Genomic DNA, 15,639 nt, shown 5'->3' on the forward strand with positions numbered 1-15,639 from the left:
GAGTGGGTACGCGCCGTTGGGCATTGGCGGGTGGGCTTGACGGGGCGATGACATCGAGCATGCTGTTGATTTCATTGTGTTTTCTGCTGCCTAATTTGTAATCGATCTGTCACAAGCCCCAATTGACGCGGCTTGGCGGCACTTGCCCACTTGGTTCTTCGCAAAGTTATCCACAGTTTTTGTGGGCGAATCGGTCAACTTCTGGCATCTGCCGGCCTGGCCAACGGTTCAACCGGAGCGACGTCAAAACGAAAAACTTGGTAGTCCATAATTGCAGGGCTTTCATCTGCGCGGAGATTCACTTTGTTTTCAATCATACAAGCGGCGGGTTGGCCGATCTGGCCGCTGATTGCCTGCTCCATTCTGGGCCTGGCACTCGTTATCGAGCGCTTCGTCAGCCTCAAGACCGTCAAAATTGCGCCACCTCAGTTGCTCGACGAGGTGCTGACCGTCTCTCGCACCGCCGTACCGGCGCCGGATGTGGTGACACAGTTAGAAAAAAACTCAATGATGGGTGAAGTTCTGGCGAGCGGTTTGAGAACCTTGAACCACAACCCACGCTGCAGTGAAGAAGAGCTGCGCTCCGCCATGGAAAGCGCGGGCCGTCTGGTGGCGCACCGCCTGGAGCGATACCTGAGCACGCTGGCGACCATCGCCTCTGCCGCGCCACTCATGGGATTGTTTGGCACCGTGGTCGGCATGATCGAAATTTTTGGCTCTCAAGCCCCTACGGGCGGCGGCGGCAACCCGGCCCAGTTGGCTCATGGCATTTCGATTGCGCTATACAACACGGCCTTTGGCCTGATGGTGGCCATTCCTGCCTTGATTTTCTGGCGTTACTTTCGCGGTCGGGTGGACGCTTATCTGCTCACGCTGGAGTTGGCCTCCGAGCGCTTGGCTCGTCACCTGAACACACTGAGAAAGTAATGCAATTCCGGACCCGCTCCCGTTCGGGCGATGAGCCTGAAATCAACCTGATTCCCTTTATTGACGTGTTGTTGGTGGTCCTCATCTTTTTAATGCTGTCCACCACCTACAGCAAATTCACCGAGCTTCAGCTGAAACTGCCCGTGGCCGACGCTGACGCGCAGCGCGATTATCCCAAAGAAGTGATCGTGACGGTCACCAGCGAAGGCAGCTACGCCATTAACAAGGTCCCCGTCGAAGGACGCGGCCCGGACGCGCTGGCCATCGCGCTGAGCGCCGGCGCCAAAGCGGGCAAGGATTCTGTGGTGATCATCAATGCGGACGCCAATGCCAAGCACCAGGCCGTCATCACTGTGATGGAGGCGGCTCGCCGTGCCGGCATGAACCAAATCACCTTCGCCACCCAGTCGTCGACCCAAGCCGGGTCGAAGTAAGGCCATGGCGCTCGCCCAGCCCAAGGCATGGCAACAGGTCTTGACGCAGGCCTGGCTTCACAAAGGGGCGCTGGCCTGGAGCCTCTGGCCGATTTCACGGCTCTATGGCGCACTCACCCAGCTTCGCCAGTATTTCTACAAAATAGGCTGGAGCCGCACTGAGCGCATGCCGGTGCCAGTGATTGTGGTCGGCAACGTGATTGCGGGCGGATCGGGCAAAACGCCTGTCGTGATGGCCCTGGTTCGTCATCTCCAATCCCGCGGCATCCGGGTGGGCGTCATTTCACGCGGTCATGGACGCATCGCCCAAGATTGCCGGGAAGTGACGCCGGACAGCGCGGTCGGTGACGTGGGCGATGAACCCGCATTGATCCAACGCACCACCCTTGCCCCGGTCTTTGTCGCTGCACGTCGCGTAGAAGCGGCTCTGCGTCTGTTGGCCAGCTACCCGGACACCCAGGTACTAGTGTGTGACGACGGCCTGCAGCACTTGGCCTTGCACCGGGATCTTGAAATTTGCGTGTTTGACGACCGGGGCGTGGGCAACGGCTTTTTGCTGCCGGCCGGGCCCTTGCGTGAATCCTGGCCACGCCCGGTTGACTGGGTTCTTCACACAGGCACCCAACCCGCATTTGCCGGCTTCACGGCCCAGCGCACCTTGAGCGCACGGGCCATCAGTGAGGACGGCCACACCACCGAACTGGCTGATTTGCAAGGCAACGTCAGTCAAAAGCCCCTGCTGGCGGTGGCTGCCATCGCCAAGCCAGATGACTTCTTTGCCATGCTGAGAGCCCAGGGCTTGCAGTTCACACAAACCCTGGCCTTACCAGACCACTATTCTTTTGATAGCTGGATTCGCAATGATTACGAGGGCTACCAAGTGATTTGCACCGAAAAAGATGCCACCAAACTGTGGCAACACCAACCCGACGCGCTGGCTGTTCCACTGGTGCTGACGCTGCAACCCGAGTTGCTGTGCCAGCTCGATGCCCGCCTGTCCGGTCTTCTTCCGCCCCTCTGAACCCACCGCTATCATTGCGCCATGGATACACGCCTACTTGAACTACTGGTCTGCCCCGTTACCAAAGGGCCACTCACTTTTGACCGCGCAAAGCAGGAGTTGATCTCCCGCAGCGCCCGCCTCGCCTACCCGGTGCGCGACGGGATTCCTGTGCTGCTGGAAAACGAAGCCCGCACCCTCAGCGACGAGGAACTCGGACTTTGAGCATCGTCATTCTGATTCCGGCACGCCTGGCCTCCACCCGCCTGCCCAACAAGCCGCTTGCCGACATCGCGGGTGTGCCCATGGTGGTGCGCGTAGCGCAGCGTGTGCAGGGCTTGAACATTCAAGCCAAGACAGTTCGCGTCGTGGTGGCGGCCGATAGCCTGGGAATCATCCATGCCTGTGGCGACTACGGGGTAGCTGCTGTATTGACCCGGTCGGATCACCCATCCGGCAGTGACCGTCTGGCCGAGGCCTGCCAGTTGCTCGGCCTGGACGACGACGATATCGTGGTGAACGTGCAAGGCGATGAGCCCTTGATCGATCCTGAGCTGGTGCTCGCGGTGGCCGAATTATTGGCCCAAACCCCTGGCGCCAGCATGAGCACGGCGGCCCACGCCATCGACAGTTACGCCGATTACGCCAATCCAAACGTGGTCAAAGTGGTGCTCGACGCCCAAGGCATCGCGCTCTATTTCAGTCGCGCCATGATCCCGTTTGAGCGCGACCGGGCGAACACCTTGCCCAAACCACCTCCGCTGCGGCACATTGGTATTTACGGGTACCGCGTCGGCTTTTTGCGTCAATTTCCCCAATTGCCCCAAGCACCGCACGAAGTCTCTGAATCACTGGAGCAACTGCGCGCCATGTGGCATGGCCACCGCATCGCGGTGCACACCGCCAGTCAGGCGCCAGGCCCCGGCGTAGACACCCCGGAAGACCTTGAGCGAGTACGTCTGCTTTTCCTACCATAAAAGACAGGGCATGTAAGCTGGCTAGAAGCTGACACATGCTATTCTTCGCGGAAACGACGCATCGTTGCGGGCCTGCCAAACACGCCCCACTTGCGGCCCAATTTTCAATAATCTCCCGAGGACACACATGAAATTGATCCTATTGGGCGCCCCTGGCGCCGGCAAAGGCACGCAGGCCACCTTCATCTGCCAAAAATACGGCATTCCGCAGATCTCAACAGGTGACATGTTGCGTGCGGCGGTGAAAGCGGGCGCGCCACTGGGCATCGAAGCCAAAAAAATCATGGACACTGGCGGGTTGGTCAGCGATGAATTGATAATTAACCTGGTCAAGGAGCGTATTGCGCAGGCCGACTGCGCGGACGGATTCCTGTTTGACGGATTCCCGCGCACCCTGCCCCAGGCGGACGCCATGAAGGCAGCCGGCGTAAGTCTGGATTTCGTGCTGGAAATTGATGTGCCGTTTGACGCCATCATCGAGCGCATGAGCGGGCGTCGCTCCCACTCGGCCTCAGGTCGCACCTACCACGTCAAATTCAACCCACCTAAAGTGGAAGGCGTTGACGACATCACGGGTGAGCCTCTGATCCAGCGGGAAGACGACAAGGAAGAAACCGTCAAAAAGCGCCTGGATGTGTACAGCGCCCAGACGCGTCCCTTGGTGGACTACTACTCTCAATGGGCCAAAGCTGAGCCAGCCAAAGCCCCCAAGTACCGCGCCATCAGCGGCACCGGCACCGTGGATGAGATCACGGCCCGGGCCTTCGAGGCACTGTCCAAGTAAACCCTGTTGAGCCCCGGGCGGGCTCAACCCATCAAGGCCAGCATCAGCGCCACCCGGGCTTTCACAGGCGACAAGCCTTTGGAGTCCTCAAACTGGCTGGCCGATGTCGGCAACACCCGGCCCCGCGTACATCGACTGGCCCGCACCACCGACACCCCAGCACGCTGCGCCCGCACCAACGCGGTCTCCAGATCTTGGTGCAAGGTGCCATTTCCGGTTCCTGCCACCACTAACCCACGCAGAACACCTAGACCCGAGTGCTCGGTTGATACCAGGGCATCCACTACAGCTCCGCTGGCTCCGGCATAGTTCATCACAATCTCAACTCTGGGCCAAATCAGATTGGAAACTCCGTTTTTGATAGCCCCTTGCGTAGTTTCGACGGAGGCCAGAGGCCAATTTCTTACCAAACGGATCAAACCCTCCTCGATATAGCCCACGGGACCAGAATCTCCTGAGTCAAATGCATCGACCCGATATGTGTGGACCTTTTGCACGTCCAGAGCACCATGCACCACACCGGCGCAAACCGCCACCACCCCCGTGGCTCCGGGCGTGCATGCCACCGCTACAGCATCCATCACGTTCTGGGGTCCGTCCGGGGTCAGGGCGGATGCTGGTCGCATCGCGCAGGTCAGCACCACCGGTTTGCCCTGAAGGTAGGCACTAGATAGCGCGCTGTGCAGGAAATAGGCTGTTTCCTCCAACGTGTCCGTGCCATGAGTGATCACCACCCCCACCACATCAGGTTGAGCCAGATGGTGGGTTACACGCGCCAGCAACTGTCGCCAGACCTCAAAACTCATGTCCTTGCTGTCGATTTGAGCCACCTGCTCGACCACCAGGCTTCGGCCCGCCAGAACCCGGTCCAGCCCTGGCACGGCCAACAACAACTGCTCAACACCGACCTGTGCCGCCGTGTAGCCAACGTTGTCAGCGGCCGAACTGGCGGTACCGGCAATAGTGCCACCTGTGCCTAAAACCACAACTTTTTGAGCATGAGAAGAAATAGTCACTTGCGAACTTTCGAAAACTGATTAAAAATACAGCTACTGGATATCAACACAGTGTGTATAAACCCACAGCAAGACCACCGCATATCAAAGGAGTCGCCATGCTTGAAAGCCCCAAACTCACCGCCCGCCAGCAACAAATCCTGGATCTCATCAAAAGCGCCATCACGCGCACTGGTGCCCCTCCTACTCGCGCCGAGATTGCCAATGAACTTGGCTTCAAGTCTGCCAATGCGGCCGAAGAGCACCTGCAAGCATTGGCACGCAAAGGCGTGATCGAACTGCTCAGCGGAACCTCACGCGGCATTCGTTTGAAAAGTGAAGCGCTTCGCTCTCTCAATGAGTCGCGTAGCAAAAACCTCACCCTCTCGTTGCCGGGCATGGCCCAATTAATGCTGCCACTGATTGGCCGGGTTTCCGCTGGTTCCCCCATTCTCGCCCAAGAACACGTCGACAAAACCTACTACCTGGAAGACAGCCTGTTTCAGCACAAGCCGGACTACCTGCTCAAAGTGCGCGGCATGTCCATGCGAGACGCGGGCATCATGGACGGCGACTTGCTGGCGGTGCAAGCCAGCAAAGAAGCTAAAAACGGTCAAATTGTCGTTGCTCGCCTGGGCGACGACGTCACCGTCAAGCGTTTTCGCCGGAACAAGCATCTGATCGAGTTGCACGCAGAAAACCCGGACTACCAAACCATCGTGGTCGAACCCGGCGAGGCCTTTGAGATTGAGGGCTTGGCGGTCGGCTTGATTCGCAACACCATGCTGATGTAAACGGCCCGCTGAAAGATTCACCATGAAAAAACTACACAACGACTCCCCCAGTTTGCTGGCACCCCTTCAAGGGTTTTGGCGCTGGCTAATGCCTGCAGCGCTTCCACGTGCTGCAACTGTCGACGAAATTGGATTGGGGTTTTCCGTCCAAGGACTCGAGGCACCTCGTCAATGCGTGGCGCGCCCAACTCGGGCTGTGGTCCGCCCGCTGCGAATTATTCGTGTCCTCGACCACGATAGCGGCCCTGCCAATGTCGGTCGCATGGTGATATCCGGTCGCATGGCCGACGTCTGCGCCGAACTTGATCGCCTGGTCGCACGCGAGCAAACCTTGCATTGAGAGCGACGTCAGCAGGCCCGGCCACTTGACTGCTGGCGCCAATTCTGGGCTCTGACTGACGAACAAGTTCATTGCCGAGGCACAATGTCACGCTATGAATATAGTGATTCTTGACGATTACCAAGACGCCGTCCGAAAACTGGAGTGCGCCAGCCGACTTGAGCCCTACCAAGCCAAGGTCTACACCAACACCGTCAAAGGACTGGGACAGTTGTCGGTCCGACTCAAAGACGCCGACATTGTGATTCTCAATCGAGACCGCACGCAACTGACTCGGTCACTGATTGATAAGCTCCCCAAGCTGAAACTCATTGTTCAAACCGGCCGAATCGGGCCACATGTGGATGTGGCCGCTTGCACAGAGCGAGGGATCGCTGTCGCCGACGGCGTAGGCTCCCCATTTGCAACCGCCGAGCTCACATGGGCACTCATCATGGCCGCGGCTCGCAGATTACCCCAGTACATCGGGAACTTGAAACATGGGGCGTGGCAACAATCCGGATTGAAAACGAGCTCAATGCCGGCCAATTTCGGTCTGGGAACTCTCCTGCGCGGAAAGACACTTGGTATCTGGGGCTATGGAAAAATTGGCCAACTGGTGGCGCAGTATGGCAAGGCCTTCGGCATGAGCGTGGTGATTTGGGGCCGCCCCCCCTCTAGGGAGCGTGCCATTCTCGACGGTTACGACACGGCCATTGGCCGCGAAGAGTTCTTTGAACAGTGCGATGTCATCACCCTGCACCTCCGCTTGAATGAAGAAACCCAGGGCATCGTTCGTGCCGACGACTTGGCCCGCATGAAGCCGACATCCCTTTTGGTCAACACCTCACGGGCCGAACTGGTTGAATCCGACGCTTTGATCAGTTCACTGAACCGCGGTCGCCCAGGCATGGCGGCCGTCGACGTGTTTGAGACCGAGCCAATTCTGCAGGGGCACGCCTTGCTGAGACTGGAAAACTGCATTTGCACGCCTCACATCGGCTACGTTGAGCAAGACAGCTATGAGCGTTATTTTGGCGCCGCGTTTGACAACGTCATCAACTTCATCAAGGGTACGCCGACCAATATCGTCAATCCTGGTGCCCTGCAGGTGCGCCGATAGGCCCACTAACGGCGAACCAAGAATGGCCTTGGGCCCCTCTAACGAACCCGAGCGAAATCAAAGTCGACACAAGCCAGCGACACGCATACAGAGAACACCTCACCCATGAATCCAGTTTTCAAACAGGTCGGCATTGTCGGCGCCGGGGCCATGGGCCGTGGCATTGCTCAAATTGCCGCTCAGGCCGGCAGTCATGTTGTGATGGTTGACATGCAAAACGGGGCCGCTGAATCCGCTCAAGTCGCCATACACGCGCAATGGGAGCGAATGTGTGAAAGAGGGAAAGTGGATGCTATTCAGCTTGCGTCCTTCAAGACCCGACTGCGGTGCGCAGAATCTTTGGGTGGTTTAGCCCATTGCGACCTCATTGTCGAAGCTGTTGTGGAGCGGTTGGACGTCAAGGCCCACTTGATGTCGGAACTGGAGTCACTGGTTCAAGCCGGCACCGTGCTGGCCAGCAACACGTCATCCCTGTCCGTGACCGCTATCGCCGCCGGACTCAAACGACCAGAGCAGGTGGCGGGATTCCATTTTTTCAACCCCGTCCCATTGATGAAGGTCGTGGAGGTTATCGCAGGGTTGAAGACTGCCACAAGCGTTTGTGCGGCCTTGGCCGATTACGCCCGCCAAATGGGGCACACACCCGTCAAGGCGATGGACACGCCTGGCTTCATCGTGAATCATGCTGGTCGAGCTTACGGAACAGAAGCCTTGCGCATCGTGAATGAAGGCGTGGCCGATTTCGCCACCGTTGATCGCATCCTGAAAGATCAAATCGGCTTCAAGCTCGGGCCCTTTGAACTGATGGACCTGACCGGCCTGGACGTGTCGCATCCGGTGATGGAGGCCATCTATCACCAATATTTCGAAGAACCACGCTATCGACCCAGTGCCATCACGGCACAGCGGCTCGCTGGAGGTTTACTCGGCAAAAAGTCAGGCGCCGGCTTTTATGCCTATGACGCCGGAGTGGCACAACTCAGCTCCGAGCCGTCAGTCCCTCACGTTGACGAGATACCTCCCGTGTGGGTGTCACCGCGAGCCGCCCGCCGGGTGGAACTGTTGGGATTGCTCAGGGACTTGGGTGCAAAAATTGAAACAGGCGCGTCACCGTCCACCCTCGCTTTGACCCTGGTCGCCCCATTGGGCTTCGATATCACAACAGTGGCGGTTGTCGAGCGCCTTGATCCCGCCCGCACCATCGGCATCGACATGATGGTTGACGACGCGAGCAGTAAACGACGTGTGCTCGCAACCAACCCTGCCACACGGCAAGACATGCGCCATGCTGCGCATGCCCTCATGGCCCGTGACGGAAAATCGGTCAGTGTGATCAAGGACAGCGGTGGCTTTGTGTCTCAACGGGTCGTGGCCGGCATCGTGAACATTGGGTCGGATATTTGTCAGCAAGGCATCTGCACGCCGGCGGACCTTGAAACTGCGGTCACACTCGGTCTTGGCTACCCGCTCGGCCCACTGGCGTTGGGCAATGCCTATGGACCGACCAACATGCTTGAGATTCTGTTCAATATGCAAACCGTTTACGGTGATCCGCGCTATCGACCCAGCCCATGGCTGCGTCGCCGTGGGGCGATCGGCTTGAGCCTTTTGCATCAAGAAGACTAAGTCCCGCCACCTCTAGGGACCCGGGAAAGGGTCCAGCACGCCCCCACTACCCAGCGACGGGCGTCCGACGGACATTGACTTGGGTCAAGCTGGCCCAGCGGCAAGTCAAAACTGGCTCAAGGCGCACTTCAAGGGCCGGCACCTCCCTTGCATCAGCCAGCGATACCTCTGGCGCCAGTCTCACAGAGGGCTGTCCGTCAGCGGGCCAGTTGCGCCCCTGTTGTGCCTGTGCAGACACTCAGGTGACAACCCTGATACGTCAAGATCGTCTCGCGCGTGACAATGGTCTGGTTATCAGTCACCGAAAAGACAGGCCATGGACGATCCAATTCTTACTATTGAAGAACGCGAGTCAATCAACGCCGGGCGTTGGTTTTCAACTTTATCACCCTCACTCCGACACGACATACTTCGATGTGCTTATGTAAAACGCTTCAAAGACGGCGAATTGATTGCCGCCAGAGGGGAGTCCCCCGAGGAGTGGATCGCCTGCGCGCGAGGTGCAGTCAGGGTGAGTTCAACCTCGATTACTGGCAAGCAAATTACCCTGACCTATGTAGAACCGGGCATCTGGTTTGGCGATGTGGCCATCTTCGATGGCGACCGACGAACCCACGACGCTTGCGCTCACGGCGAGACGACGATTTTGTGCGTTGCGAGAGCGGATTTCAAAAAAATTCTGGCTCTCCATGTCGAGCTGTACGAAGCACTTTTGCGCCTGCATGCGCGGCGAATTCGTCAACTATTTGGCTTGGTAGAAGACCTCAACACCTTGCCTTTACGGGCCAGGCTAGCCAAGCAGTTATTGCACCTGGCGCGGAGTTATGGCGTGCCATCACTCAGCAATGCGGCCGAACTTCGGATTGGACTGCAATTGGCGCAAGAGGAACTGGCACAGTTGCTCGGCGCCTCTCGCCAGCGTGTGAACCAGGAGCTCAAATCCATGGAGCGTGACGAGGTGATACGTATTGAGCCGGGCGGCCTCGTTATTTGCGACCGAGACGCGCTTTTGCGCATCACCGAAGCCGACAACTGCTAACCCCACACTTCCCTTAATGGAGAACCATGAGCGATTTTGACCACTTCACTGGCACACGGGCGGTGTCCGAAAAACAAGCGTTCGACATAGACGCCCTCACCTCTTGGCTAAAGACCAATCTGCCAGGCTTTGAGGCCCCCCTTGCCGTGGAGTCGTTCAAAGGTGGTCAATCCAACCCAACCTACAAGCTGACGACGCCGACCAAAACCTATGTCATGCGAGCCAAACCCGGCCCAGTTGCAAAACTACTGCCGTCGGCTCATGCGATTGAACGTGAGTTTGCGGTCATGAGTGGACTCAAGGGCACGGAGGTTCCCGTGCCTCAAATGCTGTGTCTGTGTGAAGACGAGTCAATCATCGGGCGCGCCTTCTACATCATGGAGTTCATGGAAGGCCGGATTCTGTGGGATCAAACCTTGCCGGGAATGAGCAACTCAGAGCGCGGCGCAATTTATCTTGAAATGAATCGGGTTATCTCCGCACTTCATTCTGTGGACTATGTAGGACGCGGATTAGCCACTTATGGCAAAGCAGGCAACTATTTCGAACGCCAGATCGCTCGGTGGAGCAAGCAATACCTCGCGTCGGCCGATGGCACTGGCCCGATGAGTCAACCCATTGCGGAAATGGAGCAACTCATGGAGTGGCTCCCCAAAAATATTCCGGCCATGGCGCGCTCAGAGCAAATGATCAGCGTCGTTCATGGGGACTACCGCCTGGACAACCTCATGTTTCACCCCTCTGAACCCAGAATCATCGCGGTGCTGGACTGGGAGCTATCGACATTGGGCCATCCGTTGGCAGATTTCAGCTACCACTGCATGGCTTGGCACATTCCACCTGGCGCATTTCGGGGCATCGGGGGCCTGGATGTCAGCAGCATGGGCATTCCAACCGAAGAAGAATATATCCGCCTGTATTGTGAAAGAACCCGATTGGTCAAGCCAGAGCAACTCAAGGCCGACTGGAATTTCTACATGGCATACAACTTGTTTCGCATAGCCGCCATCTTGCAAGGAATCGCAAAACGCGTTGAAGCGGGAACGGCCGCCAGCGCACAAGCCGTCAGTTCAGCAGCCGGCGCCAGGCCACTGGCTCAAATGGCCTGGAAATTTGCCCGGCAATCCGGAACCTGACTCAAGTCGCCTGACCAATCTGGCGGGCGACTCCCCTCAACCCCACCTTCATCGAAAGCACACTCATGGATTTTGACTACTCCCCCAAGACCAAGGAACTCCAAGCGCGTTTGCAGGCGTTCATGGATGAACATATCTATCCAAACGAGAGCACTTACCAATCCGAGATTTCAGCCAATACCGCTGCCGGAAAGCGTTGGACGCCACTGCAGACCATTGAGAATCTCAAGCCAAAGTCACAAGCCGCAGGCCTTTGGAACCTGTTTCTGCCAGTGGATAGTGCTGCCGCGTCCGGCTATGCAGGAGCAGGATTGACCAACCAGGAATATGCCCCGTTGGCGGAAATCATGGGGCGCGTGATGTGGTCCAGCGAAGTATTCAATTGCTCAGCACCAGATACCGGCAATATGGAAACTATTGCACGTTACGGTTCGGCTGAAAACAAGGCACGCTGGCTCAAACCTTTGCTTGAGGGAAAAATTCGCTCAGCGTTTGCGATGACTGAACCCGATGTGGCCTCCAGTGACGCCACCAACATCGAAACCAGGATTGAGCGTGACGGTGACAACTACGTTATTAATGGTCGCAAGTGGTGGACTTCCGGCGCTGGCGACCCCCGTTGTTCTGTCTACATCACCATGGGAAAGACTGATCCAGAAGCAGCACGCCACTCCCAGCAAAGCATGGTGCTTGTGCCCGCAGACACCACTGGTATCACTGTTGTGCGGCCACTCAATGTCATGGGCTACGACGATGCACCGCACGGCCACATGGAGGTCCTGTTTGAAGACGTGCGAGTGCCAGTGGACAATATTCTGCTGGGTGAAGGTCGAGGATTCGAAATCGCCCAAGGGCGCCTTGGCCCAGGTCGCATCCACCATTGCATGCGTCTGATTGGTCTGGCTGAACGAGCATTGGAGCTCATGTGCAAACGAGCCTCAGTCAGAATTGCCTTTGGTAAAAGCGTTGCTGCGCAAACGGTGACGCAGGAACGCATTGCGGAAGCACGCTGCAAAATTGATATGGCCCGCTTGTTGACGCTGAAGGCCGCCTGGATGATGGATGTCGCCGGGAACAAATTCGCCAAAAACGAGATCGCCATGATCAAGGTCGTTGCGCCGAGCATGGCCTGCCAAGTCATCGACTGGGCAATGCAAGTCCATGGCGGCGCGGGGATGTGTGACGACTTTCCATTGGCCTATAGCTACGCCAATGCCCGCACCTTGCGCTTCGCGGACGGTCCGGACGAGGTCCACCGCAACGCCATTGCAAAACAAGAGTTGGGAAAATACACACTCAATGCCAAACCGGTGGAGATGCCGGTGACACGAGGCTGTTAACAAGTCTAATCGGCCCCTGCTCCTGGGGTCGATTGAGTATCAAGACATTCAGTCTGTTGCTGTTAAATTTTTTCCGCGTGGCATGGCGTTAAGAGATTGGATCTCTAAGCGCCCGGAATCTCGGACCACAATTCATTGAGATCAGGGAATCGCCACACAGCCGGGTCTTCTCTTCCTTGAATTTTTTCATTGCAGCTAGGGTGGGAAAGATCAACGATATGCGGAGCGATCCTCATATTGGATTTGGTTGAAAAGAAAACCTTCACACTGGGCATCGTCAGAGACTTTCCCGTTTGCTCAATCACCACTCCAATTCGACCAGAGGTCAAGCGCACCAGCGACCCCACTGGATAAATTCCCATCGTTTTAACAAATGCTTGAAACACCACTGGGTCAAAATGGCCATTGGCCCACTCAGCCATTTTCCGCACAGACTCAGCCGGGTCCCAGCCCGATTTGTAGGGACGATTTGAGGTGATGGCATCGTAGACATCGCACACCGCCCCCATCTTGGCGAATATGCTGATCTTGTCTCCGGAAAGACCACGAGGGTATCCTGAACCGTCCATTTTTTCGTGATGGTGCAGACAGACATCCAGCACAATCTCATCGACGCTATCGCCCGTCAACAACAACTTGTGGCCCTCCACCGGATGGCTTTTGATGATCTTGAACTCTGCATCGGTGAGCTTGCCCGGCTTGTTCAACACAGCCATGGGCATCACAGCCTTGCCCAAATCATGCATCAAACCGGCCAGCCCTGCGAGTCGTATGTCTGACTCACTCATGCCTAACTGTTTTGCCAAAGCCACCATCATCGCGCAAACTGCAACCGAATGAAGATAGGTGTAATCATCCACAGTTTTGAGTCGAGCAAGACTAATTAGCGCCCCCGGATTCCGGGCAACAGAGTCCGAGATTTCGTCAACCAGTTGGCCAGCGCCCCCTACGTCAACGCTTTTCCCCATCCGCGCTTCCTCAAACATTGACACCACCGCATGCTTGGCGCGTTCGCAAGTTTTGGCCGCTCTGGCCATCTCCTGGGTAGCGGGTACTCGCGCAATTTCCCTCGTCTTCGGCAGATCGTTGGCAACTGGGGTCGCCGCCTGCAGCAACTCACTGTCTACTTGCGCGTCAGACTGCGCGGTAAGAACTGCATTGGCTCCCGGCGGGACATCCAAGCCCTTGCTACTGTCAATCCACACCTCCTTGATGCTGCTCCCGTGAATAGCCGAGAGGTCTTTTGGATCATTCAGCAACAATTTACCGCGCCAAAACGGATGCTCCATCCAAGAGCCACAAAACTCGTGAACATGCATCCCAATAGTCAGTTGATCAACATCAATTCGCTTCAGCATGACAGGAGTACTCGTAATTTCAAAATATATGGTTCAACCTAATCGCGGTCAAACAAGTGGCCAATTCAAAGACACAATACCACCGTAGCTTATGTTTAAAACTTGCTACCTTGCCGAACTCAATGCAGATGGCGGGGTTTTCTACCGCCTCCGTGCCCGCCTCCGTGTCCACCTCCTGAGCCTCTAGGCGGGCGTCCGAGTTGAAGTGAGCTAACCAAGTCATCAAATCGTTGTGCGAACAGCTTGTCGACTTCAGCAACTACGCCGCCAAGCTCAGCGCCATCGAAATGACGCTCCATCAAGTTAATGACGTCTTGAACCAGCAAATCACGCTGCACCTGCATGATTGCGGCTGGATCTGGCCCTACAAATAGCACCAAGAAGTCATCACGAGACTCGCTAGATGAGCGCTCGTCGTCTTCGTCAAATTCGACGTCATAAAAAGTAACCTCAACAGACGCGCCAGTGAGCGCCAAATCATTGAGATTCATGCACATTTCGTCTAATACCTGGCGGAAATCGTCGTCACCAGGCACCGTCCAGCACATTTGCAGAAGGTGCTCTTGAGCATCGAACCTGATGCCCGGCTCGTCCTCGTAGGAGCTTCCTGAACCGTCCGCTAACGACTTGGCTCCAGCGTATCGCCACAAGGGTTTTAGAGCATCATGCAGCTGTTCAAAAACGACATTGGGCCGAAGGGAAACTTGCCCATGAACATGGATTTCAAACGGTGTATTAAAGCGTGACATGTGTTATCTGTTCGGAGTGAAGGTCGGGGTCCGTTTTCATTTAATTGCAGTATGACCTCCAACCTCTCACTTTTGAGTTTCTTCGACACTGCTTCAGTGCCGCCTGGTAGGCTGCGCCCCAGTTACAGGGCTATCGATAGGTGTAAATTCATTGTGCCATGTTGTCAACAACATCTGTCATCACTCTCCCGAATCAAGATACGACTGACCCGCACCGCCACTGGTCGGTGCCAACAGCCGCGCCTCACTCCGCCATTGAATCCTGAGTTCTATACCGCATTGCCGATGCAAAGGTTAACCTTGAATCCAAAGGGTACGACAGCGATGTTCGATCAAGGGTGGGTGCAGACATCACCGACAGATCTGCTTTGAATCAGCCGCCAATCATTGCTGGCTTGAGGACCTGACAGCGAACTCGGAAACAAATGACGCCAACATCAAAAAACCCGACGAGGCAGCTTGCCGAGCGAGTCAGGTCATAAAAGACTTGACAAGGTGAAGCGCATTGGTGCCCGAGACCGGAATCGAACCGGTACGCCCGTTATTCACGAAGCGGCGGATTTTAAGTCCGATGTGTCTACCTATTTCACCACTCGGGCATCATGACCAAATCGAAACAAAACGGCCCCGCTGAATAAAGCAACGAGGCCACATGTCCAGCTTTTGTCAATATTCTGGAGGCGCGACCCAGAGTCGAACTGGGCTACACGGATTTGCAATCCGTTGCATAACCGATTTGCTATCGCGCCTTAATTTCTAAAAAAATAGGAAGCCATGCTTCCCATTTTTACCCTGGAGCGGGAGAAGAGTCTCGAACTCTCGACCTCAACCTTGGCAAGGTTGCGCTCTACCAACTGAGCTACTCCCGCATAAACCCAGAAAAATATAGGGTTAAAAACACTTGGAGCGGGAAAAGAGTCTCGAACTCTCGACCTCAACCTTGGCAAGGTTGCGCTCTACCAACTGAGCTATTCCCGCGTTTCCAGACTTTAAATTATAGCGTGATAAAAGATTGATTGTTAAAAATCAAATAATTTC

General features: G+C 56.3%; 16 protein-coding genes and 4 tRNA genes. 13 read left to right on the top strand and 7 right to left on the bottom strand.

What is annotated here, in order from left to right; translation table 11 throughout:
- Window positions 1-303: 303 nt before the first annotated feature.
- From J8G15_RS06400 to adk, 6 genes are all read left to right on the top strand, one after another.
- A complete protein-coding gene (locus J8G15_RS06400; protein ID WP_210546685.1) occupies window positions 304-927 on the top strand; it encodes a MotA/TolQ/ExbB proton channel family protein in 624 nt (207 codons plus the stop codon).
- Window positions 927-1,361 carry a biopolymer transporter ExbD gene (locus J8G15_RS06405; RefSeq protein WP_210546686.1) on the top strand — a complete coding sequence of 145 codons (435 nt, stop codon included), beginning with the start codon at window positions 927-929 and terminating at the stop codon, window positions 1,359-1,361. The genes J8G15_RS06400 and J8G15_RS06405 overlap by 1 nt, the downstream gene beginning before the upstream one ends.
- 4 nt (window positions 1,362-1,365) lie before the next feature.
- The gene (lpxK, locus tag J8G15_RS06410; RefSeq protein ID WP_210546687.1) at window positions 1,366-2,382 is read left to right on the top strand and encodes a tetraacyldisaccharide 4'-kinase; all 1,017 of its coding nucleotides are present in this window, start codon (window positions 1,366-1,368) and stop codon (window positions 2,380-2,382) included.
- 21 nt (window positions 2,383-2,403) lie between these two features.
- Window positions 2,404-2,586 carry a Trm112 family protein gene (locus J8G15_RS06415; protein ID WP_210546688.1) on the top strand — a complete coding sequence of 61 codons (183 nt, stop codon included), beginning with the start codon at window positions 2,404-2,406 and terminating at the stop codon, window positions 2,584-2,586.
- Window positions 2,583-3,338, top strand: a complete 756-nt coding sequence (kdsB, locus tag J8G15_RS06420; protein ID WP_210546689.1) for a 3-deoxy-manno-octulosonate cytidylyltransferase — start codon at window positions 2,583-2,585, stop codon at window positions 3,336-3,338. The genes J8G15_RS06415 and kdsB overlap by 4 nt, the downstream gene beginning before the upstream one ends.
- Window positions 3,339-3,465: 127 nt before the next feature.
- A complete protein-coding gene (gene adk / locus J8G15_RS06425; RefSeq protein WP_210546690.1) occupies window positions 3,466-4,122 on the top strand; it encodes an adenylate kinase in 657 nt (218 codons plus the stop codon).
- A 23-nt stretch (window positions 4,123-4,145) separates the two neighbouring features.
- Here adk and J8G15_RS06430 read toward each other — a convergent pair whose 3' ends face one another.
- Complete coding sequence (locus tag J8G15_RS06430) at window positions 4,146-5,132, bottom strand: asparaginase (RefSeq protein WP_210547492.1); 987 nt, start codon at window positions 5,130-5,132, stop codon at window positions 4,146-4,148.
- 104 nt (window positions 5,133-5,236) lie between these two features.
- Here J8G15_RS06430 and lexA point away from each other — a divergent pair, with 104 nt between their 5' ends.
- From lexA to J8G15_RS06465, 7 genes are all read left to right on the top strand, one after another.
- Window positions 5,237-5,911 carry a transcriptional repressor LexA gene (gene lexA, locus J8G15_RS06435; RefSeq protein WP_210546691.1) on the top strand — a complete coding sequence of 225 codons (675 nt, stop codon included), beginning with the start codon at window positions 5,237-5,239 and terminating at the stop codon, window positions 5,909-5,911.
- Window positions 5,912-5,933: 22 nt separating this feature from the next.
- Window positions 5,934-6,251 (top strand): hypothetical protein, encoded by a 318-nt coding sequence (locus J8G15_RS06440; RefSeq protein ID WP_210547700.1) that lies wholly within the window; start codon window positions 5,934-5,936, stop codon window positions 6,249-6,251.
- Between the two features lie 94 nt (window positions 6,252-6,345).
- Window positions 6,346-7,353: a D-2-hydroxyacid dehydrogenase family protein gene (locus J8G15_RS06445; protein ID WP_210546692.1), complete on the top strand. Its 1,008-nt coding sequence runs from the start codon at window positions 6,346-6,348 to the stop codon at window positions 7,351-7,353.
- A 105-nt stretch (window positions 7,354-7,458) separates the two neighbouring features.
- Window positions 7,459-8,979, top strand: coding sequence for a 3-hydroxyacyl-CoA dehydrogenase (locus J8G15_RS06450; protein WP_210546693.1), 1,521 nt, complete (start codon window positions 7,459-7,461; stop codon window positions 8,977-8,979).
- 316 nt (window positions 8,980-9,295) lie between these two features.
- Complete coding sequence (locus J8G15_RS06455) at window positions 9,296-10,018, top strand: Crp/Fnr family transcriptional regulator (protein ID WP_210546694.1); 723 nt, start codon at window positions 9,296-9,298, stop codon at window positions 10,016-10,018.
- 26 nt (window positions 10,019-10,044) lie between these two features.
- Window positions 10,045-11,154, top strand: a complete 1,110-nt coding sequence (locus tag J8G15_RS06460) for a phosphotransferase (protein WP_210546695.1) — start codon at window positions 10,045-10,047, stop codon at window positions 11,152-11,154.
- A gap of 65 nt (window positions 11,155-11,219) precedes the next feature.
- Window positions 11,220-12,494, top strand: a complete 1,275-nt coding sequence (locus J8G15_RS06465) for an acyl-CoA dehydrogenase family protein (RefSeq protein ID WP_210546696.1) — start codon at window positions 11,220-11,222, stop codon at window positions 12,492-12,494.
- Between the two features lie 104 nt (window positions 12,495-12,598).
- Here J8G15_RS06465 and J8G15_RS06470 read toward each other — a convergent pair whose 3' ends face one another.
- From J8G15_RS06470 to J8G15_RS06495, 6 genes are all read right to left on the bottom strand, one after another.
- Window positions 12,599-13,852 carry an HD-GYP domain-containing protein gene (locus tag J8G15_RS06470; RefSeq protein ID WP_210546697.1) on the bottom strand — a complete coding sequence of 418 codons (1,254 nt, stop codon included), beginning with the start codon at window positions 13,850-13,852 and terminating at the stop codon, window positions 12,599-12,601.
- A gap of 119 nt (window positions 13,853-13,971) precedes the next feature.
- Window positions 13,972-14,601 (bottom strand): DUF6806 family protein, encoded by a 630-nt coding sequence (locus tag J8G15_RS06475; RefSeq protein WP_210546698.1) that lies wholly within the window; start codon window positions 14,599-14,601, stop codon window positions 13,972-13,974.
- Between the two features lie 506 nt (window positions 14,602-15,107).
- Window positions 15,108-15,200: transfer RNA gene (locus J8G15_RS06480), tRNA-Leu, on the bottom strand.
- Between the two features lie 76 nt (window positions 15,201-15,276).
- Window positions 15,277-15,350: transfer RNA gene (locus J8G15_RS06485), tRNA-Cys, on the bottom strand.
- Between the two features lie 44 nt (window positions 15,351-15,394).
- A tRNA-Gly gene (locus J8G15_RS06490) sits at window positions 15,395-15,470 on the bottom strand.
- A gap of 33 nt (window positions 15,471-15,503) precedes the next feature.
- Window positions 15,504-15,579, bottom strand: a tRNA-Gly gene (locus J8G15_RS06495).
- Window positions 15,580-15,639 lie beyond the last annotated feature (60 nt).

The sequence above is a fragment of the Rhodoferax sp. PAMC 29310 genome, from assembly GCF_017948265.1.
GTDB lineage: Bacteria > Pseudomonadota > Gammaproteobacteria > Burkholderiales > Burkholderiaceae_C > Rhodoferax.

Excerpts from the sequence above, each read along its gene's own strand:
- J8G15_RS06405 (WP_210546686.1), top strand. The coding sequence starts at position 927 with ATGCAATTCCGGACCCGCTCCCGTTCGGGCGATGAGCCTGAAATCAAC.
- J8G15_RS06465 (WP_210546696.1), top strand. The coding sequence starts at position 11,220 with ATGGATTTTGACTACTCCCCCAAGACCAAGGAACTCCAAGCGCGTTTG.
- J8G15_RS06470 (WP_210546697.1), bottom strand. The coding sequence starts at position 13,852 with ATGCTGAAGCGAATTGATGTTGATCAACTGACTATTGGGATGCATGTT.
- adk (WP_210546690.1), top strand. The coding sequence starts at position 3,466 with ATGAAATTGATCCTATTGGGCGCCCCTGGCGCCGGCAAAGGCACGCAG.
- J8G15_RS06450 (WP_210546693.1), top strand. The coding sequence starts at position 7,459 with ATGAATCCAGTTTTCAAACAGGTCGGCATTGTCGGCGCCGGGGCCATG.
- J8G15_RS06415 (WP_210546688.1), top strand. The coding sequence starts at position 2,404 with ATGGATACACGCCTACTTGAACTACTGGTCTGCCCCGTTACCAAAGGG.
- J8G15_RS06455 (WP_210546694.1), top strand. The coding sequence starts at position 9,296 with ATGGACGATCCAATTCTTACTATTGAAGAACGCGAGTCAATCAACGCC.
- lpxK (WP_210546687.1), top strand. The coding sequence starts at position 1,366 with ATGGCGCTCGCCCAGCCCAAGGCATGGCAACAGGTCTTGACGCAGGCC.
- J8G15_RS06475 (WP_210546698.1), bottom strand. The coding sequence starts at position 14,601 with ATGTCACGCTTTAATACACCGTTTGAAATCCATGTTCATGGGCAAGTT.
- J8G15_RS06440 (WP_210547700.1), top strand. The coding sequence starts at position 5,934 with ATGAAAAAACTACACAACGACTCCCCCAGTTTGCTGGCACCCCTTCAA.
- J8G15_RS06460 (WP_210546695.1), top strand. The coding sequence starts at position 10,045 with ATGAGCGATTTTGACCACTTCACTGGCACACGGGCGGTGTCCGAAAAA.
- J8G15_RS06445 (WP_210546692.1), top strand. The coding sequence starts at position 6,346 with ATGAATATAGTGATTCTTGACGATTACCAAGACGCCGTCCGAAAACTG.
- lexA (WP_210546691.1), top strand. The coding sequence starts at position 5,237 with ATGCTTGAAAGCCCCAAACTCACCGCCCGCCAGCAACAAATCCTGGAT.